Genomic DNA, 19,184 nt, shown 5'->3' with positions numbered 1-19,184 from the left:
CGTCGCTGCATACGACCCAGCCCGAGGGCGGAAGTTGTGGCAGACAGGCGCAGCGGGATTAATCCAAATCTTCGATCAATGCTGCCGCTGGTCACTACGGCGTCGCTGATTAGCCCACCGAGATCGAGCAAGGTCTTGCTCAAAGACGTTTGAAAACAGCTATTTGCGCGCTTTTCGAGGATTAGCTCATTTTTTTGGCAGCCCGCTGACTACCACTGAACTCATCCCGAGAGGCACGGTCGGAGCAGGAGTCCCGATCACGGTTGCGATGGCGGCCTGCTATCAATCCCCCGCGTACCGCGGCGATTAATTCGAGATTTGAGCCAGCTTTGAGCTGAGGATGGAGCCTTGTATGCGCGTACAGTCAGTTGGAACCCTTGAATATGCTCACCCGAGTTTCGTCGATTACTTCCTCGCCAGCATTCGCCTGATACACGGCCTTACGGCCATCCTGCCGGGACTGCTGCTGTTGGCCTTCATGGACCTGCCCACCAGCGGCACATTCAGTGCTTTCCTAGGCTTCTTCGCGGTCCTCAGCATCATCATTTTCCAGACCGCCGGCATCTACAGCGAGGAGGTGTTCAGCACCCTGCTGCGTTTCCGCGTGATGCTCATCGCCTGGGCTGCAGCCTTCAGCTTCCTGATCTTCATGCATCAGGGCATGGGCCTTTTCGGCTATCTGGAGGCCAAGCACCTGGCGTTCTGGTTCTTCACCAGTGCCGCGCTGTTCGGCGCAGAGCGCCTGGCGATGCTGGCCCTGTTCCGCCGGCTCATGGCGCGCGGCATGTTTCTGCAGAACGCGGTCATCCTCGGCGGCACCGACAACGGTATACGCGTTGCCGAATACCTGCAGAACCATCGCGACATCCGTACCGGCGTGCTCGGCTTCATCGATGACCGCCTCGAGCGTCTGCCGAAAGAACTGGCCAACCTGCCTCTGCTCGGCAACACCCGCGACCTGGAGCGGATGATCCGCGACGAAAAGGTCACCCAGGTTCTGGTCGCCCTGCCCTGGTTCGCCGACAGCCGGATCGGCCAGGTAATCGCCGAACTGCGCAAGCTGCCGGTGAACGTTCTGCTGGTGCCGGACATGGTTGCCTTCCGCCACGCCGACAAGCGCATCACCGAAATCGGCGGTCTGCCTACCCTCATCGCTTCGGATCTGCCGCTGCGCGGCTGGTCGCCGATGTTCAAGCGCCTGGAAGACATCGTCATCTCCAGCATCGCCCTGCTCGCCGCGGCCCCGGTCATGCTGGCGATCGCCCTCGCGATCAAGCTCGACTCGCCCGGCCCGGTGCTCTTCAAGCAGAAGCGCTACGGCTATAACAACCGCCTGATCGAGGTCTTCAAGTTCCGCTCGATGTACCACGAGAAGTCCGACGCCAACGCCGATCGGCAGACCACCCGTGGCGACGATCGCATCACCCGTGTCGGCCGCTTCATCCGCAAGACCAGTCTCGATGAACTGCCGCAGCTGTTGAACGTCTTCCTCGGCAGCATGTCCATGGTCGGTCCTCGTCCTCATGCCACCGCCACGAAAGCAGCTGGCGTGCTGTTCGAAGATGCCGTGGCGGAATACTCCTCCCGCCATCGGGTCAAGCCAGGCATTACCGGCTGGGCGCAGATCAACGGCTATCGGGGTGAGACCGACACCTTGGAAAAGATCGAGAAACGCGTCGAGTTCGACCTCGACTACATCGAGCGTTGGTCGGTCTGGTTCGACCTCTACATCCTTGTCCGTACCCCGCCAGCACTGATCTTCAACAAGGACGTGTACTGATCGACGCACGCTTCGCGTGCCGCCGAAAAGACTCGAAAAAGCCACGCCGCATTAAGGCGTGGCAGGAAGGAACTAATGACTCTCCCAAAAATCTCACATTCGTTCACCCCGGGCCGCACCCCGGCGGCTGCGAACCAGCGGCCACGAGGTTGAATTCATGTTCAAGAACATCTTGATCGTCTGTGTCGGAAACATCTGTCGAAGCCCCACGGCCGAAGCGTTGTTCGCACACAGGCTAAGCGGCCAGGACCTGACGATCAGCTCGGCAGGGATTGGTGCATTAGTAGGTAACCCGATGGACAAGACCGCCCACGAAGTATTGCAGGACAACGGGCTGGAGCTTCCGGCCCACTGCGCGCGCCAGGTCGACAGCCACATGTTGCACCAGGCCGACCTGATCCTGGCGATGGAGCATAGCCACATTCAGCACATTCGCCAGATCGCACCCGAGGTGCATGGCAAAACGTTTCTTATCGGCAAATGGCAGGACGAACTGGAAATTCCGGATCCGTACCGCCAGTCCAAACCCGCTTTTGAACATGTCCACAATCTCCTGACGAAATCCGTCGAGAGCTGGCTTCCTTACCTGAAATGAAGAAGGAACTTCGATGACAACCATGCCCCGCCCAATCTATGAAACCAAAGAGGACAAGGACATCGACCTGGCCCACCTCTTTGACACCTTCATAAACAATCGCGTGCTGATCATGAGCATCACCGGGTTCTTCGCGGCCCTGGGGATCGCTTATGCCCTGCTTGCAACACCGGTCTACCTTGCCAGCGCGATGATTCAGATCGAGCCCAAGAGCGGCCTGCCGAGCCTGACCGATGTGGTCAACACCAACCCACCGGTATCCCCGGCACAAACCGAGATCGCGCTGCTGAAGTCGCGCTCGGTCGTTGGCGGCGCGGTCAGTAAACTGAACCTCGACATCAACATCACTCCCCACCACTTCCCGATCATCGGCGGCTTCATGGCACGCCGGTTCGAGCCGAGCGAAGAAGGCGAGCTGGGCTGGCACCCGGCCGGCCTGGGCGGCTACGCCTGGGGTGGCGAGACTCTGAAGGTCACCCAGCTGGAAGTACCGGACAAGGTGCACGGCAAGGAGCTGACTCTCGAGGCTGCTGAAAACAACGGCTTCATCCTGCGCGATCAGGACGGCGAAGTCGTTGTGCAGGGCGTAGTCGGCGAGCCGGTTGAGAACGAAGGCTATCGCGTCACCGTGGGTGAACTGAATGCACGCCCCGGCACTACGTTCACCGTGGTGAAGAACCGCACCTACAACACCACCGAAAGCTTCCAGCAGCGCCTGTCGGCGGCCGAGCGCGGCAAGCAGTCGGGCATCGTCAACGTGACGCTCGAAGACACCGATCCGGCCCATGCGATCCGCGTGCTGGAAGAAGTGGCCAATCTGTATGTCGAGCAGAACATCGCCCGCAACGCCGCTGAAGCGACCCAGAGCCTGGAGTTCCTCAACGAGCAGATCCCGACCGTACGCCGCAATCTCGAAGCGGCACAGACGGCACTGAACAAGTATCAGACCGGCTCGCGCTCGGTCGACATCACCGCGGAAACGCAGTCGGTGCTCGATCGCATCGTTGACATGGAACGTCAGATCTCCGAGCAGAACCTCAAGCGCACCGAGATGGAACGCCGCTTCACCCGTCAGCACCCGAACTTCCAGGCGCTGATGAATCAGATCAACCAACTGCAGATGCAGAAGGAAGAGCTGGAGAAGCAGATCGGTACCCTGCCGTCGACCCAGCAGGAACTGCTGCGTCTGACCCGTGACGTGGAAGTTTCCTCGGAAACCTACTCCATGCTGCTGAACAAGACGCAGGAACTGGACATCATCCGTGCCGGCACCGTCGGTAACGTTCGCATCATCGACCATGCCGCAGCGGATCTGGAAAACCCGGTCAAGCCGAACAAGCCGCTGGTAGTGATCGTCGCCACCCTGCTGGGCGCCCTGCTCGCCACGGCCTTCGTCTATGTGCGTGAAGCACTCAAGCGCGGCGTCGAGAACCCGGAAGACATCGAGCGCACCGGCACCCCGGTTTACGCCTCGATTCCGTTCACCGAGAAGCAGTCTGCGCTGGAGAAGCGCCTGGCCAACTTCAAGCGTGACAAGAGCACCGCTTCCTACCTGCTGACCATCAACGACCCGGCCGACCTCGCCACCGAAGCCATGCGCAGCCTGCGTACCAGCCTGCACTTCGCGATGATCGAAGCCAAGAACAACGTGTTGATGATTACCGGCCCAAGCCCGGCGGTGGGCAAGTCGTTCGTCACCACCAACCTGGCTGCTGTGGTCGCACAATCCGGCAAGCGTGTACTGCTGATCGACGCTGACATGCGCAAGGGCTACCTGCACAAGGTCATGCGTTGTGATGGCGACAAGGGGCTGTCCGACATCCTCTCCGGCCGCATCACGCTGTTCGATGCCATCCAGAAGACTCAGCTGAACAACCTGCACGTGATCACCCACGGGCAGCTGCCGCCGAACCCGTCGGAACTGCTGATGCACGAGAACTTCTCGCGCTTCGTCAAAGAAATCAGCCATATGTACGACCTGGTGATCTTCGATACCCCGCCGATCCTGGCGGTTACCGATGCGGCGCTGGTCGGCAGCCAGGCAGGTACCACGCTGATGGTCACCCGCTACGGTCTGAACGGCTTGAAGGAAATCGAAGCGGCCAAGCGTCGCCTCGAGCAGAACGGCCTGCTGGTCAAGGGCGTGATCTTCAACGCAGTCGTGCGCAAAGCCTCCACCTACGGCGAGTACGGCTACTACCAGTACGAATACGCCAGCAATTCCAAATAAAGGTGATCCGCATGGCGACGGGAAACCGTCGCCATGCCGGGCACTGCATTCATCTTTTTTTCTATAGCTGCCTAGTAACTGACTCTGCGCGAGCCAGTGAATATTTTTTTGCCTGAAGATAGGTGTTAGCGATGACCAGACACCCTGACCGGACAGCCCTGCGCTCGACTCGCCTGGCCGTGGCACTGGTTGCAGCGCTGGCCACAGCCGGCTTGGGCGCGACCGAATGGCCAAGCGACGATAAAGGCCTCGCCCTGCACGGGGTCAATCTCTCTGGCGCCGGCTTCGCTCCGCACATCACGCCTGGGAAGAACGGGACTCACTACTTCTACCCAGAAAAGAAACACTTCAAGTACTACGCCGATCAAGGCATTCGCCTGATTCGCTTCCCGTTCATCTGGGAGCGTGTTCAGCATTCGCTCGACGCCGGATTGAACTTCGACCAGATACGGTTGTTGAAGAAGACCCTGGATTTGGCCGCGCAGAACGGCCAGAAGGTCATTCTGGACATGCACAACTATGGTCGTTACCACGGCGAACTCATCGGTTCGAGCAAAGTGCCTTACGAGGCCTATGCATCGGTGTGGCGTCAGCTGGCGCAACACTTCAAGGGCCATCGCGGCCTGCTCGGCTACGACATCATGAATGAGCCGCACGGTACGGTCGGCCTCTGGCCGGGCGCCGCCCAGGCGGCCGTCGACGCCATCCGCGAAGTCGACGATCAGACACTGATCTTCATCGAGGGCGAGCGCTGGTCGAGTGCCTATCACTGGCCGCAGGTGAACGCCAACTTCCTGATCAACGACCCCGCCGACCGGATCGTCTACGAGGCGCACCTGTACTTCGACAAGGACTTTTCCGGCAAGTACATGGCGAAGACCAGTAACGATATTGACCCGATGCTTGGGGTAGAACGGGCTCGTCCCTTCATTGAATGGCTGAAGAAACACGGACAGAAGGGTTTTCTCGGCGAGTACGGCATCCCGGACGACCTACCCGAGGCAGCAGTCGCCATGGACAACCTGCTCGCCTACCTCAACGACAACTGCGTACCCAGTGCCTATTGGGCCGGCGGCCCGGGCTGGGGCACCTACAAGCTTGCGATAGAGCCGCGTAACGGCAAGGACCGTCCGCAGATGGAGCTCATGCGCAAACATCTGGCGAACGACTGCACCGCCATCGGCCCTACCCCTGCGCAGAACGCTGACTAATTCTGGAGTGAAATCGAACATGAAATTCGGATTGCTGTGGCATTCGTTCTCATCCGGCAACCTCGGGGTTGGCGCATTGAGTATTTCCAACATGCTGTTGATCGACGAGGCGGCTCGCAAGTGCGGCATCACGCCGGAGTTCCTCATCATCGGCTCATCCGGCCCGTGCGATTACCCGCCGTCCACCGAGCGTTTCAAGTACGAATTCATCGAATTCAACGAGAAGGCGCTGCTGAAGAACCCCCACGGCCTTTACCAGGCGATCAGCTCCTGCGACGCAGTATTCGATATCGGCGAAGGCGATAGTTTCTCCGACATCTACGGTGCGAAACGCCTGATCAAGCTGCTGGTCAGCAAGGGCATGGCCCTCGGCGGCCGCGTACCACTGATTCTCTCGCCGCAGACCATCGGCCCGTTCAAGGCCGACTGGGCTACCAAGACATCGGCATGGGCGATGAAAAAGAGCACCATGGTCTTCGCCCGTGACCACCAGTCGTTCGACGTGCTCAAGCAACTCGGCATCGTCAACCGCGACGAGGTCATCGACGTCGCCTTCGCCCTGCCCTTCGACCGTCAGAGCGAACATCGCGACCCGAACAAGCTGGCCGTTGGCCTCAGCGTATCGGCACTGCTGCACCACGGCGGTTACGAAGGCACCGCCAACCAGTTCGGTTTGCGTGCCGACTACAAGGCACTCACCGATCGCCTGATCCGCACCCTGCTCGAGCGCGGCCACGAAGTGCACCTGGTGCCGCACGTGATCCCGATCGGTTTCCCTGCCGAAGATGACTACACCGTGTCCCAGCAGCTGCAGCAGCAGTATCCGGAGCTCAAGCTGGCGCCGCGTTTCAAGGGCCCGATCGAAGCAAAGTCGTATATCAGTGGCATGGATTTCTTCGTCGGTGCGCGCATGCACGCCACCATCGGCGCCTTCTCCGCCGGCGTACCGGTCGTGCCGCTGGCCTACAGCCGCAAGTTCGCCGGTCTCTATCAGTCGCTCGACTATCACCGCGTGGTCGACCTCAAGACCGAGGATACCGAGAGCGCACTGGAGCTGGTTCTGGCGCACCTGGACAACCGTGAACAGCTAAAAGCCGAGGTCGCCGCCAGTGGCGCGATCATCCGTCGCAAGCTGGACGCCTACAGTGCTGGGCTGGAGCAGATCCTCGCCACACTGCACCAGCCCCAGGCCGCGTATCAGAGATAATCATGCGCGATCACGCCCTGATGGGGGTTACCACGGCGGCTCGTACCGCCGTGCAGCTCGGCACCCTGCTGATCCTCGCCCGCACGCTGGGGCCGAGCGATTTCGGCTTCATTTCGATCGTGATCACTTGGTCGACCATCGTCGCCCTGGTGACCGACTACGGCTTCGGCATGCGTGCGCTGCGCGACATCGGTGCCGAGCGCCATCGGGCCGGCGAGATCATGTCGGCCAGCCTGGCGGCGAAGTCGGTACTGGTGCTGCCGGCCTGCATCGTGCTGCTGCCGATCATCCTGTTTGTCCTCGATCTGCACACCACCGAGCGCTTCGCTGCGGTGCTGTTCCTGCTCGGCACCCTGGCTTCGTCTTACGGCGATCTGGGGCTGACGGTGTTCCGCAGCATCGGCCAGTTCCACCGCGAAACGAAGATCGTGGCGGCAACTGCGCTGGTGCATTTCGTGCTCATCGGCGCGGCGATCCTGCTGCGCAACGACGTGCTGGCCATTGGCGTGGCGTTTCTGCTGTCGCGACTGATCTACGCGACATTCGCCCTTCGTGCGCTGTCGAAGATCCTCGCACTGGGCGGCATTCTGCGCAGCTCCTGGCAGGTATTGGGGGAGCGCTTCAAATCCTCCACCAGTTTCGCCATCGACAGCGGTGCGACCAATATCTTCGCCCAGCTCGACGTCATTCTGGTCAACCACCTCGCCGGCCGCGAAGCGGCGGGCATCTACTTCGCCGGCTCACGCCTGATTCAGGGTGCGGTGCCGTTCAGCGTGCTGCTGGCCAGCGTGCATATTCCGCGTTTCGCCTACCAGCTGCACAACAAGACGGCCGGCCTGATCCGCTACGGCGCGCGCATCCTCGGCGAATACACCGGCATGGGCCTGATCTTCGCGCTGGCGTTCTTCTTCATCGGCCCACTGTTCACCGACTACTTCCTCGGCGCCGAGTACGCGGAGCTGAACACCCTGTGGCTGGCCTTCGCCTGCTTTACCGCGGCGCGCTTCATTGCCGCCGGCCTGGGCGTGCAGTTGCTGGCCATGGGCACGGGCTTTCTGCGCACCTTCGGCATCATCGCCTCGGGCGTGATCACGGTGGCCTGTTACTGGATTTTCATCCCGTCGCACGGGATACAGGCGGCGCCCTGGGTGTCCACTCTGGGCATGGTCGTCCTGACGTTTATTTACGGTTATGCGGTGCTCAACATCTATCGCAAGCAGCGCCAGCCCGCATGACCGCGCTCGTTAAATACTGCCAGTCGCGCCTTGCGCACGGCTGGCCGCTCAAGGGAAGGCAGGTATGAAAGCTTTATTGAATCGCGTGCTGAACAACGACCTCTGCAGCGGCTGCGGCATGTGCAGCTCGGTAGCCGATGACGACGCCATCAAGATTCGGCTGACCGGCGACGGTTATCACCGCCCGGTACTGAACGATCAGTACCAGAACAAGCCGGTCGCCAACGAGCAGACCAGCGCAGCATTCGCCAAGTCATGCCCGGCGCTGAACCTGGATATCCGCCCTTACAAATCGGCCAACTACCACCCGATCTGGGGCGAGATCCTCGACACCATGAAGGGCTACGCGACTGACAATGAAATCCGCCAGGCTGGCTCATCCGGCGGCGTGATCTCGGCGCTGGCGCAGTACTGCCTGGAAAACCGGCTGGTCGATGGCGTGATCCAGATTCAGGCCTCGCAGACCGATCCGCTGGAGAACGTCGCGACCATCAGCCGTTCGCGGCAGAACATCATCGCCTCCTCCGGCTCGCGCTATGCACCGGCCAGCCCCGGCGAAGCATTGAAGTGGGTAGCCATGTCCACCGAGAAGTACCTGTTCATCGGCAAGCCGTGCGACGTCGCCGCGGTACGCCAGATGCAACAGCACAACCCGCGGCTGAAGGAGAACATCCCCTTCATCGTCTCCTTCATGTGCGCCGGCACGCCGAGCCTGCAGGGCACCGAACAGGTACTGGACAAACTCGAGGTCGAGCGCAGTGACGTCACCGCCTTCCGCTACCGCGGCGACGGCTGGCCGGGGCTGACCAAGGCGACGCTGAAGAACGGCGATGAACGCACCATGACCTACAACGACTCGTGGGGAAAGGTGCTCAACCGCCATCTGCAGACCCGCTGCAAGATCTGCCCGGACGGCATCGGTGAGTTCGCCGATATCGTCTGCGCCGATGGCTGGGAAGGCGATGAAAAAGGCTATCCCTCCTTCGAGGAGCGCGAAGGCAACTCGCTGATTCTGGTACGCACCGCAAAAGGCCGCGAACTTTTTCGCAACGCGGAGGCCGATGGCGTTGTCAAAGCGGAAGCTTTCGATACGAACAGCATCTTCGCCATCCAGCCGTTCCAGTACTACCGCCGCACTACGATCCTGCCGCGGTTGTGGGCGATGAAGCTGCTACTGCTCAAAACCCCTTCGTACAAAGGCTTCGAGCTTGGCAAAGGGATCAAGGAGATCGGGTTCTATCAGAGCTTCAAGGCGTTCACCGGCTTGCTGGTACGACGCAAGAAGATCAAGAAGCGGGCGCTGGAGACGGCTTGAACAGCCGTAGCGCTCAAGGAACCAATACCTAAGGACTCAGGTTGATGACGAATTTCAGTTCACGCTTCTTCTTTTTTCCGCTGCTGATCCTGGCGATGGTGCTGCACTTCTCCGTGTTCGGTGACAGTCCGCACAACCCCTACGGCATCAAAGGACTGAACGAGGTGTACCTCGCGGTCTGCATCATCTTCACCATTCTGCTGCTGCTCGCATCCGCGGAAGACGCACCGCGTGAATTTCGCATCCTGATGTACTACTGCGCGTACACCAGCGTGGTGTTCCTGGTGATGCCGGCGATATTCGCGTATTTCACCTATGGGCAACCGATCGTATTCGGTCTCATCGAGGAGCGTCGCGTACTGGCCTGCCTCGGTTTCGCGCCGCTGCTGTTTCTCGGCAAGCGGGTCGGGACCCTGCAGTTCGAACGCGCGCTGCTATATGCAGCCTTGATCGCGGCATTCTTCTCCTGGTGCTTCAAGTTTGGCGTCATCCCCGATATGCGGCCGGAAGTCCGTTCCGATGACCGTCCGGATCGCTCCTCCATCGGCCCGTATCTGATCTGCCTGGCTTACTTCTACTGCATCCAGATCTGGTCGAAGGGCGCATCGCCGATCAGCGGTGCGGCACGCAGCAAGACGCTCTATCTGGTGATCGCCGCAGTGCTACTGCTGACCCTGGTGTTCGCTACCCAGACCCGTCAGCTGATCGTACTGTGCCTGGCCTTCACCCTGTTCTGCCTGCGCGCCAAGGCGATTATCTGGGCGGCATCGCTGTCGATTCTGCTGTCGCCGTTCTATTTCTACCCGAGCCTGCTGGAAGTTCTAGGCTTCAATACCGAGTTCTACGACAGCACGCTCGAAGGCGTGGAAGACGGCGCCCGCTCGGTCACCATTTCCCTGATCTTCGCCCATCTGGATCAGGTCAACTGGCTGCCCAGCGGATCGCTGTCGCTGATGTGGCAGGACGGCTTCATCCCCTACTTCGGTGAGCATTTCTTCCTGTCCGATGTCGGAATCATCGGCACGTTGTTCCGCTTCGGCTTCCTCACGTTCCTCATCATCCCGATGACGCTGTTCGTCTACCACCGAATCGCCAAAAACATCGCCACCGACATGACCTTCATCTACGCCACGATGCTCGCTTTCTTCGTCATCTGGCCACTCAACGGGCTATTCGAGTACGGCCAACCGGTCATCGCAATGCTGTTCGTCATTCACGCCCTCAGGGCCCGTCACCTTCGCAGCCAGGAAACCATCCATGAACGTCGCGCTTATCCTCAACTACAAGGCAGCTACTGAAACCATCAGTTGCGTTGAGAGCCTGCTCGCTCATTGCCCGGCTCTCAACCATGTGGTGGTCATCGACAACGACTCCCAGGACGGCTCCGTCGTGGCATTCAACCAATGGCTGGAGGCCAAGCCTCGCCACAACGTGACGCTGCTCGCCAACCCGGAGAACAACGGTTACGCCGGCGGCAACAACTACGGCCTGCGTTGGGCGTTGGACAACCTGCCAGTGACCAATTTCTGGATCGTCAACAACGACACCTATGTCGATAGCGATGCCTTTACGCCGCTGCTCGATGCGCTGAAAGAGAACGACCGCCAGTTCGTCGGCTCGGTCATCCTCAGCGCCGACACCGGGCGCCTGGAATGCTACGGCGGCGGCAAGCTCTACCCGCTGCTGGGCAAAGCCAAGCTGCTGGGCAAGGACCAGACCCTAGAGGCCATGGCGCAGAACAGCGAGCAACCCGATTACCTGATGGGTTGCAGCCTGGCCTTCTCGGCCAAGCTGGTCGAGCGCATCGGCCTGATGGACGAGGCGTACTTCATGTACTCCGAGGAAGTCGACTGGCAGTTCCAGGCGAAGAAGAAGGGCATCTCGATCCGCGTCGTACCCAGCAGCAGGCTCTTCCACTACGGCTCGCTCAGCTCGGGTGGTCGTTCGGCCTTCTACCACTACTACCGCAACCGCGCGGCAACCCGTTTCAACAAGCGCTTCTACGGCCAGGGCTTCGCGTTCGCGTCGGCCTGCTTCCTGTCGGCGATCACCGTCATCAAGGAGTTCAACCATCCCAGCCTCGCCTGGTCCGGCGTAAAAGGCGCTTTCAAGGGAGTAACGATGAGTGTCTAACGAGACTAACCACGCGTTCGGTGTGAATTTCTACACCGGCAGCAAAGCGACGTTGCTGAACTGCATTCGCGAGGGGGTCAAGCAGCCCTACTCGTTCGTGGTGACACCCAATGTCGACCACCTCGCGCAGCTGCAGGAAAACCCTGCGCTGCGTGAAGCCTATGCCAAGGCACGCCTGCGCCTGTGCGACAGCCGAATTCTGCAGCCGCTGCTGCAACGCTTGGGTGTGCATGTAGAAGAGGTGATCCCGGGCAGCGATTTGACGATGGACCTGCTGGAGTGGGCCGACCGGGATCGTCTGCGGGTGGTCCTGATCGGTGCTACCGAACAGGAATGCATCAAGCTCCGAGCGCTCTATCCCGGTATTACGCTTTATCACCACAACCCACCGATGGGCTTTATCAATCGCCCGGACGAAGTTCAGCAGGCATTGCAGTTCATCAGGGATAACCCTTCCGAACTAGTGCTCTATGCAGTTGGCGCGCCCCGCCAGGAAATACTCGCCAGTTCTATCGAAAGTCATGAACGAACCGGCATGGGCTTCTGCATCGGTGCATCCATTTCGTTCGCCACCGGCAGTATCAAACGTGCACCGGTCTGGATGCAGAACTGCAAACTCGAATGGCTGCATCGTATGTGCTCCGAGCCTAAACGACTGGTTAAGCGCTATGCCCATGACGCGTTATTCATAGTTCCAGCCTTTATGCGAGAGAAAAACTACCGCGCGCAGAAAGCAAGGCCGGCAAAACAGGATAGCTGAGGCAACTTATCGAAAAATTGGCTGAAATTGCCATGAACCGCGGTGAACCCAGCCAGATCGGGACGGTCTATCCCTTCTGTGTGAGCGTGTCAGGATGGCAATTCAACATCTAACTAAACACCGGCGCCGTCTCGCCTCGTTCGTACTGCTGCAGCGCGCGCATAAACAAGTAAAGGATTAAACCTGCCAAGCAACAGCTGCAGTCTTACAACCTGGAGGGAAAGAAAAAGCTTTCCGCGTGGCTGAATATAAAAGCTGCTGGAGATGAACATTCAGGAAGGAGAAATACTTTGGCTACCGATCGAACTTGGTCGCTGAGGAGTGTGGAGTGATGACTCCGGTCCTCTTGGAAAGGCGAAAAAACAACTCGAATGCCTCAGGCAAAAAAGTGAATCAAGCCGTCTCACTCTTTGAACAACAACCACTCCGTCAAGGATGAACAACCTATGAAACCATTTATCGCTCTTGCTTTTACTTCCGCCCTCGCGCTGCAGGGTTGCGCTTTCGCCCCTGGCCAGTATCTCGATCCCGATGAGTTCAAGGATGGCGCCGAAGCCGAACACGGCACGGTCCAGCTGATCCGCATCACCCCCGAGATGCTCAAGGGCGAACTGGCCTCCGACAAAGGCACATCGAGCAAGCAGGAACTGCTGAACTACAAGCCCAGCGCCTACCGCATCGGCGCCAACGATCTGCTCTACATCACTGTCTGGGACCATCCGGAACTGACCGCACCGTCCGGCCCGCAGCAGCAGCTGGATGCCAACGGACGTCTGGTACGCCCTGATGGCACCCTCTTCTACCCGTACATCGGCAACGTCGATGCCGCCGGCAAGACCATCGAAGAGCTGCGCGCCACCATCGCCCGCCGCCTGACCAACTACATCGACAGCCCACAGGTGGACGTGTCCATCCTGCGCTTCGGTAGCCAGCGCGTAGTCGTTTCCGGTGCATTCAACACGGCCGGCGAAGTGCCGGTTACGACTGCACCGATGACCATTACCCAGGCCATCGGCCAAGCAGGCGTCGACACCGAGACCGCCGATCTTACCGGTCTGACCCTTAAGCGTGACGGCCGCGAGTACATGCTCGACATGGATTCGCTGAACCGCCCGGACTCGTGGCTGCATCAGGTTTACCTGAAAGACGGTGACCAGCTGCATCTGCCGTATAACGACCAGCGCAAGATCTACGTGCTGGGCGAGGTCAACCTGCCACAAGCGCTGTCCTTCAAAGCCACCAGCATGAACCTGATGGACGCAGTCGGCACTGCCGGCGGCATTCGCCAGGAGACTGCCGATGGTGAAGCGCTGTACGTGATCCGCGGCGCGGAAAACATGGCCACCGAGCCGGCCAAGGTGTTCCAGTTGAACGCCAAGTCGCCGACCGCCTTTGCACTGGCCAAGCACTTCCCGCTGCAGCCGCAGGACGTGGTGTTCGTTGGTCCGGCCAACATCACCCGCTGGAACCGCTTCATCAGCCAGCTGCTGCCGTCGGCTAACGTCATCGGCATCGGTGCCGCAGCGGACTACAACCTGGGCCGCTAAGCGCCACCTAGCCCAACCAATCGTTGGGTGAAGAAAAGCCGCAGAGCCATCGCAAGATGCTCTGCGGCTTTTTCGTATATGGGCATATGCCATTGCGATATGCGTGCAGTGCGTACGTCGGAGCCGGATGCACACCTGCCATCGGCGCCACTCCTCGGCGCCAAACAGGAACGGCTTGCCAAGCCCCCCCCGACCACGCGGCCAAACGAAAAACGGGCCTGCTACAGCTTGGTAGCAGGCCCGCTTCCCTTTGACGGTTGTTCCGTAAGCGTTAGCGCACCGCTTCGAACAACCCGGCGGCACCCATTCCACCACCCACACACATGGTCACCACGCCGTAACGCAGTTCGCGCCGCTGCAGCTCACGAATGAGATGCCCGGCGGTGCGCGAACCGGTCATGCCGAACGGATGCCCGATCGAGATCGAGCCGCCATTGACGTTGTACTTTTCATTGTCGATTCCAAGCGTGTCGCGGCAGTACAGACACTGGGAGGCGAACGCTTCATTGAGCTCCCAGAGATCGATATCGGCAACCTGCAACCCTTTCGCCTTGAGCAAGCGCGGCACGGCATATACCGGCCCGATGCCCATCTCCTCCGGCTCGCAGCCCGCCACGGTGAAACCACGGAAGAACGCACGCGGCTTGAGGCCTAGCTCGATAGCCTTGTCCAGGCTCATCACCAGCGTCATGGATGCGCCATCGGATAGCTGCGAGGCATTGCCGGCAGTGACAGACCCATCTTCGGCGAAAACCGGCTTGAGCCCCGCCAAGCTTTCCAGCGTGGTATCCGGGCGGTTGCAATCGTCAGCGTCGACCACGCCCTCATGCACGGTACGCTCGCCAGTGTTCTTGTCTTCGGTGAAGTACTGGACGTTCATCGGTACGATCTCGTCCCTGAACAGCCCTTCGGCCTGCGCCCGTGCAGTGCGCTGCTGGCTCTGCAGCGAGTAGAGGTCCTGCTGCTCGCGGGTCACGTTGTAGCGACGCGCCACCAGTTCGGCCGTCTGCCCCATGGTGTGGTAGATGCCTGGCACACGTTCCTGAATGATCGGGTTGAACAGGTGGTCGGTGTTGCGACTTTTCAGGGTCAGAGTGATCGATTCCACCCCGCCGGCGACGATGATGTCGCTACAGCCAGAGGCGATCTGGTTGGCGGCCACTGCGATGGCCTGCAGACCCGACGAGCAATAGCGATTGAGCGTCATGCCGGCGCAACCGATGCCCAGCCGCGACAGCACGGCGACGTTACGGCCGATGTTGTAACCCTGCGCGCCTTCGTTGGAGCCGGCACCGACGATGCAATCCTCGACCAGCGCGGGGTCGAGATCGTTACGCGACAACAGCGCATCGACGCAATGCGCAGCCATGTCGTCGGGACGGGTCATGTTGAACTTGCCGCGGAAAGACTTGGCCAGGCCGGTCCGCACGCTATCGACGATCACTACTTCACGCATGACATACCTCGGAAACTAGGGGCGGTCGCGGGGATGTTGTGACGGCGCGGCGCGCACGGATTGTTCCACGACCGCCGGGTGGACGGTAACCGGAGCATAGTGGCCGCCTCGCCAGACTGGCGACGACCATTCAGCTTGGATATGCACGGCCATCGCCTCGCCGGCCGGACAGCGCGCATGGGGAGGTGGTAGGTCGGAGTACAAGCGCCGCCAACCTAGCTACAGATCAATTCGCGGATAAGATCACTCCCCAATCTCGTGGCGCGCTGGGATGTGGGAGCGGCCACGACCACAAAGCTCCTGCTTCCTGCCAGCAGATACTGGTACCTGCGGCCACCGAGACCGCACTTACGGCATGAACAGGCAGAAACATCACAAGAGTGAGAGCGGTTTTGATCGCGCTGCGTCCCCGGCAGCGACGCGGTCACCAACAACCACGCAGGCAACTGCCTGGAAACCTGCCCATCAACGCGCCTTCTCGATCGCCGCCTCCAGCGCCTCGCTCAATGTGCGCAGCACCTTGACCCTGGCAAAGCGCTTGTCGTTGGCCTCTACCAATGTCCAGGGCGCGATCTCGGTACTGGTGCGATCGACCATATCGGCCACGGCATGCCCGTAATCATCCCAGCGCTCACGATTGCGCCAGTCTTCATCGGTGATCTTGAAGCGCTTGAAGACAGTTTCCTCGCGCTCCTTGAACCGCTTGAGCTGGGTATTCTTGTCGATGGTCAGCCAGAACTTGACCAGCACGATATCGGCGTCGACCAGCTGCTCCTCGAAGTCGTTGATCTCCGAGTACGCGCGCAACCACTCATCCGGAGTGCAGAACCCTTCCACCCGCTCGACCAGCACGCGGCCGTACCAGGAGCGATCAAAGATGGTGAATTTTCCACGCTCCGGTACATTGCGCCAAAAGCGCCATAGCCAAGGCTGCGCACGCTCTTCTTCGGATGGCGCAGCAATCTGTATGGTCCGGTACATCCGCGGGTCCAGCGCGCCGGTGACGCGTCGAATCGCACTGCCCTTGCCCGCAGCGTCGTGCCCTTCGAACAACGCCAGCACCCCTCGCTTGCGCAGACGACGATCCCGCAATAACTGTGACAAGCGCGCCTGTTCCTCGGCGAGCTGCTGCTGATAGTCATCCTTGCTGAGCTTCTGGCTCAGATCGAGGCTATCAAGCAGGCTCAGATGGTCCAGATCGATCTGCAGCGGTGCCGAATGCGGCTGGGATGATGCCCGTTCAGGCTGTTCCGCGGCGGCGAGCGCGGCTTGCAGCCCCTCCAGCAGAATACGCCCGACGGTCAGGCTGCGATAACGCTCATCGGCGCCTTCGATTACATACCAGGGCGCGAAATCCCGACTGCTGAGCCGCAGGATCTTCTCGCCGTGATGCACGAACTTGTCGTAAGTCTTGGACTGCTGCCAATCCAGCGGGCTGATGCGCCAACTATGCAATGGATCGTTTTTCAGCGAATCGAGCCTGGCATTCATCCGCTCCTTGGAAAGATGGAACCAGAACTTGAAGATCAGTGCGCCCTCGTCGCAGAGCATCCGCTCCAGACGCTGAGCTCGGGCGGTGGCCAGCTTCAGCTCGGCGCCGTTGATGCGACCATGCACGCGATCTTCGAGCATCTTGCTGTACCAGTTACCGAAGAAGATGCCGGTATGCCCCTTCGGCGGCAGTCGTCGCCAGAAGCGCCAGGCCGGTGGATGCGCGAGCTCTTCATCACTGGGCACGTCGAAGCTGTCGACGCGAATCAGCCGCGGGTCCATCCATTCATTGAGCAGCTTGATGGTTTCCCCTTTGCCGGCACCCTCGATCCCATTGATCAGTATCAGGACCGGGAACCCCGCCTGTGCCTTGAGCCGGTACTGCGCCTGCAGCAGCGCTTCACGCAACTCGGGTACGGCCGCATCGTAGGTTGCCTTGTCGATGGAGTGACCAATTTCGGCTGATTCGAACATCGTTTTCTCCGCCCTGATGGATGCCTCAACCCTAGCAGGCACGCCAAGCGCATAGCGAGGGAAACGCCGATCTAGATCGCGCGAGGTTGATTTGCGTCGGTGCAGCGCGCCGCGGAACGAACAAACCGATCGAGAGGAATAGAGCCGGCAAGTCCAGCTCCGACCACGCGGCGGCGCAAATATCGGTGCCACGCCGGTTGTTCAGTAAGCGGCGAAGTCGCAAGAGGAAGTCCAATACAACGATGACAAACGCATCCTGCCAATGCTTGAGGCAGAATAGCGGGCATGAACGACCAACCTCCCTACCCGCGCTGCTGTTCGACTCCGCTCGACCACTGGCCGCTACCTGAAGCGCTCACCGGCGCTCGTCTGCTGAGCACGTCCTTCGATCCAGCACAGCTCGATCCTGAAGATTTTGATCGCTGGGGAATTCCCGTACAAAAAGGCGTCAGCAAACGGCAAGCCGAGTTTCTTGCCGGCCGCCTCTGCGCCCTGGAAGCACTGCGCGGGCTAACCGGCAAGCCGTTCGTGCCGCCGGTAGGTGAAGACCGGGCGCCACAGTGGCCACAGGGGGTAGTTGGCTCGATCACGCACAGCGCAGGTTGGGCCGGCGTGGTCGCGGGTCATCGGGAACATTGGGCTGGTCTGGGGCTGGATATCGAACGCGTGATGACGTCCGAACGCGCCGATCGTCTCGCCAACGAGATCCTCACGCCCAGCGAGCTGGAGGGCTACACGCTCCTGAGCCTCGGCGAACGAGCCGAACTCGTCACCCGCTCCTTCTCCCTGAAGGAAAGCCTGTTCAAGGCACTTTACCCGTTGGTCAAACAGCGGTTTTATTTCCAGGATGCCGCCGTCGCGGAGGTCACGCAGCACGGCACCGCTCGCCTCCGTTTGCTAATCGACCTTCCAGGAGGCTGGCGCACAGGCGCAGAGCTCGATGGCCAGTTCGCTACCTTCGACGGTTACTTGCTCAGCCTGGTAAGTATTCCGGCCCAACATTCGTTGGTCGCCTCGATCTAGCGCTCCACGCCTGCAACGGTTTACACGGTTTAGCTCTTCAGCAGCGGGTACCGGTCCAGCAATACAAGCCAGCCGCCAACAGAAGCGCGCAAGGCAAACTCGTGTAACGCGATGCGCACAGCAGTAGAGCAGTCACGCTTGGGACAGTTGCCCGCCATACCGCCCGATCCGGTCAGCGCCTTTAAAACCGAACCCTCGGCGCCGCAGCGAGTCAACCAGACACCCAATCCACCGGCGCGCACGCCTATAATCGCGCCTTTCAAAAAACCGACACAGGTGAACCATGGCCAATCCATACCACGATCACAACCTGGCCCTGCTGGCCCATCTGCGCGGCATCCTGCTTGCCATGGGCGAGGCCGAACAAGTCTCGGAAGAAAGCCACGCACTGTTCCTCGAACGCTTCGACGAACTGATCATGAACCTGCAGAACGTCCCGGAAGAGCGCCACATGGGCCAGGACCTGATCTGCCAGGTTTTCCACCGCTATCCGCAGATCGCCCACCTGGTTCCGCGTGACCTACTGTGGTTCTTCGGCGGCGACTGCCTGCACTTTATGCCCGATGACGAGATCGCCGTATTCCAGCAACTCGAAGAGCGCCGCTACGAAGCCGAGCAGAACGACGAACCGTTCGACTGGAACCGTGAAAAGCAGCTGCTGAGCATGTCGGATGAGGGTGCACGGCACTGATATCCGACACCAGCCAGCCGAATGGCGAGGAGTATT

At 60.2% G+C, this 19,184-nt stretch carries 16 protein-coding genes; 13 read left to right on the top strand and 3 right to left on the bottom strand.

From position 1 onward, the window contains the following. Positions 1-352 precede the first annotated feature (352 nt). The 11 genes from PSEST_RS08985 (at position 353) to PSEST_RS08935 (ending at position 14,013) form a co-directional block, all read left to right on the top strand. The gene (locus PSEST_RS08985; protein WP_015276684.1) at positions 353-1,780 is read left to right on the top strand and encodes an undecaprenyl-phosphate glucose phosphotransferase; all 1,428 of its coding nucleotides are present in this window, start codon (positions 353-355) and stop codon (positions 1,778-1,780) included. 157 nt (positions 1,781-1,937) lie between these two features. Further along, positions 1,938-2,375, top strand: a complete 438-nt coding sequence (locus PSEST_RS08980) for a low molecular weight protein-tyrosine-phosphatase (RefSeq protein ID WP_014820788.1) — start codon at positions 1,938-1,940, stop codon at positions 2,373-2,375. A gap of 13 nt (positions 2,376-2,388) precedes the next feature. Next, positions 2,389-4,605: a polysaccharide biosynthesis tyrosine autokinase gene (locus PSEST_RS08975; protein WP_015276683.1), complete on the top strand. Its 2,217-nt coding sequence runs from the start codon at positions 2,389-2,391 to the stop codon at positions 4,603-4,605. Between the two features lie 131 nt (positions 4,606-4,736). Then, positions 4,737-5,816 carry a glycoside hydrolase family 5 protein gene (locus PSEST_RS08970; protein WP_015276682.1) on the top strand — a complete coding sequence of 360 codons (1,080 nt, stop codon included), beginning with the start codon at positions 4,737-4,739 and terminating at the stop codon, positions 5,814-5,816. Between the two features lie 19 nt (positions 5,817-5,835). Further along, positions 5,836-7,023 carry a polysaccharide pyruvyl transferase family protein gene (locus tag PSEST_RS08965; protein ID WP_015276681.1) on the top strand — a complete coding sequence of 396 codons (1,188 nt, stop codon included), beginning with the start codon at positions 5,836-5,838 and terminating at the stop codon, positions 7,021-7,023. Positions 7,024-7,025: 2 nt separating this feature from the next. Next, positions 7,026-8,258: an oligosaccharide flippase family protein gene (locus PSEST_RS08960; protein ID WP_015276680.1), complete on the top strand. Its 1,233-nt coding sequence runs from the start codon at positions 7,026-7,028 to the stop codon at positions 8,256-8,258. Between the two features lie 64 nt (positions 8,259-8,322). Continuing rightward, positions 8,323-9,573: a Coenzyme F420 hydrogenase/dehydrogenase, beta subunit C-terminal domain gene (locus PSEST_RS08955; RefSeq protein ID WP_015276679.1), complete on the top strand. Its 1,251-nt coding sequence runs from the start codon at positions 8,323-8,325 to the stop codon at positions 9,571-9,573. A 44-nt stretch (positions 9,574-9,617) separates the two neighbouring features. Beyond that, the gene (locus PSEST_RS08950) at positions 9,618-10,871 is read left to right on the top strand and encodes a hypothetical protein (protein WP_015276678.1); all 1,254 of its coding nucleotides are present in this window, start codon (positions 9,618-9,620) and stop codon (positions 10,869-10,871) included. Then, on the top strand, positions 10,831-11,706 hold the full coding sequence (locus tag PSEST_RS08945; protein WP_015276677.1) for a glycosyltransferase family 2 protein: 876 nt from the start codon (positions 10,831-10,833) through the stop codon (positions 11,704-11,706). Before PSEST_RS08950 ends, PSEST_RS08945 begins: the two co-directional genes overlap by 41 nt. Continuing rightward, complete coding sequence (locus tag PSEST_RS08940; protein WP_015276676.1) at positions 11,699-12,466, top strand: WecB/TagA/CpsF family glycosyltransferase; 768 nt, start codon at positions 11,699-11,701, stop codon at positions 12,464-12,466. The genes PSEST_RS08945 and PSEST_RS08940 overlap by 8 nt, the downstream gene beginning before the upstream one ends. 446 nt (positions 12,467-12,912) lie before the next feature. Next, positions 12,913-14,013 carry a polysaccharide biosynthesis/export family protein gene (locus PSEST_RS08935; RefSeq protein WP_015276675.1) on the top strand — a complete coding sequence of 367 codons (1,101 nt, stop codon included), beginning with the start codon at positions 12,913-12,915 and terminating at the stop codon, positions 14,011-14,013. A gap of 271 nt (positions 14,014-14,284) precedes the next feature. Here PSEST_RS08935 and PSEST_RS08930 read toward each other — a convergent pair whose 3' ends face one another. Together PSEST_RS08930 and pap are read right to left on the bottom strand one after the other, a co-directional pair. Further along, positions 14,285-15,469 (bottom strand): thiolase family protein, encoded by a 1,185-nt coding sequence (locus PSEST_RS08930; RefSeq protein ID WP_015276674.1) that lies wholly within the window; start codon positions 15,467-15,469, stop codon positions 14,285-14,287. A 465-nt stretch (positions 15,470-15,934) separates the two neighbouring features. Further along, entirely contained in the window at positions 15,935-17,434 is a 1,500-nt protein-coding gene (gene pap, locus PSEST_RS08925) for a polyphosphate:AMP phosphotransferase (protein WP_015276673.1), read from the bottom strand. Between the two features lie 285 nt (positions 17,435-17,719). Between pap and PSEST_RS08920 the strand changes: the two genes are divergently transcribed. Next, positions 17,720-18,457: a 4'-phosphopantetheinyl transferase family protein gene (locus tag PSEST_RS08920; RefSeq protein ID WP_015276672.1), complete on the top strand. Its 738-nt coding sequence runs from the start codon at positions 17,720-17,722 to the stop codon at positions 18,455-18,457. A 29-nt stretch (positions 18,458-18,486) separates the two neighbouring features. Here PSEST_RS08920 and PSEST_RS22095 read toward each other — a convergent pair whose 3' ends face one another. Then, a complete protein-coding gene (locus PSEST_RS22095; RefSeq protein ID WP_157372387.1) occupies positions 18,487-18,753 on the bottom strand; it encodes a hypothetical protein in 267 nt (88 codons plus the stop codon). On the opposite strand from PSEST_RS22095, the gene PSEST_RS08915 reads away from it, so the two are divergent. Continuing rightward, positions 18,741-19,148, top strand: a complete 408-nt coding sequence (locus tag PSEST_RS08915; protein WP_015276671.1) for a PA2817 family protein — start codon at positions 18,741-18,743, stop codon at positions 19,146-19,148. The two genes, PSEST_RS22095 and PSEST_RS08915, sit on opposite strands and share 13 nt — an antisense overlap. Positions 19,149-19,184 lie beyond the last annotated feature (36 nt).

Source organism: Stutzerimonas stutzeri RCH2, from assembly GCF_000327065.1.
Taxonomy (GTDB): domain Bacteria; phylum Pseudomonadota; class Gammaproteobacteria; order Pseudomonadales; family Pseudomonadaceae; genus Stutzerimonas; species Stutzerimonas stutzeri_AE.
Note: the sequence above shows the minus strand (reverse complement) of the source record. Positions and strands in the feature narration are given on the sequence as shown.

Bases quoted from the DNA above. Each gene is read 5' to 3' on its own strand.
- PSEST_RS08920 (WP_015276672.1), top strand. From the start codon at position 17,720: ATGAACGACCAACCTCCCTACCCGCGCTGCTGTTCGACTCCGCTCGAC.
- PSEST_RS08950 (WP_015276678.1), top strand. From the start codon at position 9,618: ATGACGAATTTCAGTTCACGCTTCTTCTTTTTTCCGCTGCTGATCCTG.
- PSEST_RS08980 (WP_014820788.1), top strand. From the start codon at position 1,938: ATGTTCAAGAACATCTTGATCGTCTGTGTCGGAAACATCTGTCGAAGC.
- PSEST_RS22095 (WP_157372387.1), bottom strand. From the start codon at position 18,753: ATGGATTGGCCATGGTTCACCTGTGTCGGTTTTTTGAAAGGCGCGATT.
- PSEST_RS08955 (WP_015276679.1), top strand. From the start codon at position 8,323: ATGAAAGCTTTATTGAATCGCGTGCTGAACAACGACCTCTGCAGCGGC.
- pap (WP_015276673.1), bottom strand. From the start codon at position 17,434: ATGTTCGAATCAGCCGAAATTGGTCACTCCATCGACAAGGCAACCTAC.
- PSEST_RS08985 (WP_015276684.1), top strand. From the start codon at position 353: ATGCGCGTACAGTCAGTTGGAACCCTTGAATATGCTCACCCGAGTTTC.
- PSEST_RS08975 (WP_015276683.1), top strand. From the start codon at position 2,389: ATGACAACCATGCCCCGCCCAATCTATGAAACCAAAGAGGACAAGGAC.
- PSEST_RS08935 (WP_015276675.1), top strand. From the start codon at position 12,913: ATGAAACCATTTATCGCTCTTGCTTTTACTTCCGCCCTCGCGCTGCAG.
- PSEST_RS08930 (WP_015276674.1), bottom strand. From the start codon at position 15,469: ATGCGTGAAGTAGTGATCGTCGATAGCGTGCGGACCGGCCTGGCCAAG.
- PSEST_RS08915 (WP_015276671.1), top strand. From the start codon at position 18,741: ATGGCCAATCCATACCACGATCACAACCTGGCCCTGCTGGCCCATCTG.
- PSEST_RS08965 (WP_015276681.1), top strand. From the start codon at position 5,836: ATGAAATTCGGATTGCTGTGGCATTCGTTCTCATCCGGCAACCTCGGG.
- PSEST_RS08970 (WP_015276682.1), top strand. From the start codon at position 4,737: ATGACCAGACACCCTGACCGGACAGCCCTGCGCTCGACTCGCCTGGCC.
- PSEST_RS08960 (WP_015276680.1), top strand. From the start codon at position 7,026: ATGCGCGATCACGCCCTGATGGGGGTTACCACGGCGGCTCGTACCGCC.
- PSEST_RS08945 (WP_015276677.1), top strand. From the start codon at position 10,831: ATGAACGTCGCGCTTATCCTCAACTACAAGGCAGCTACTGAAACCATC.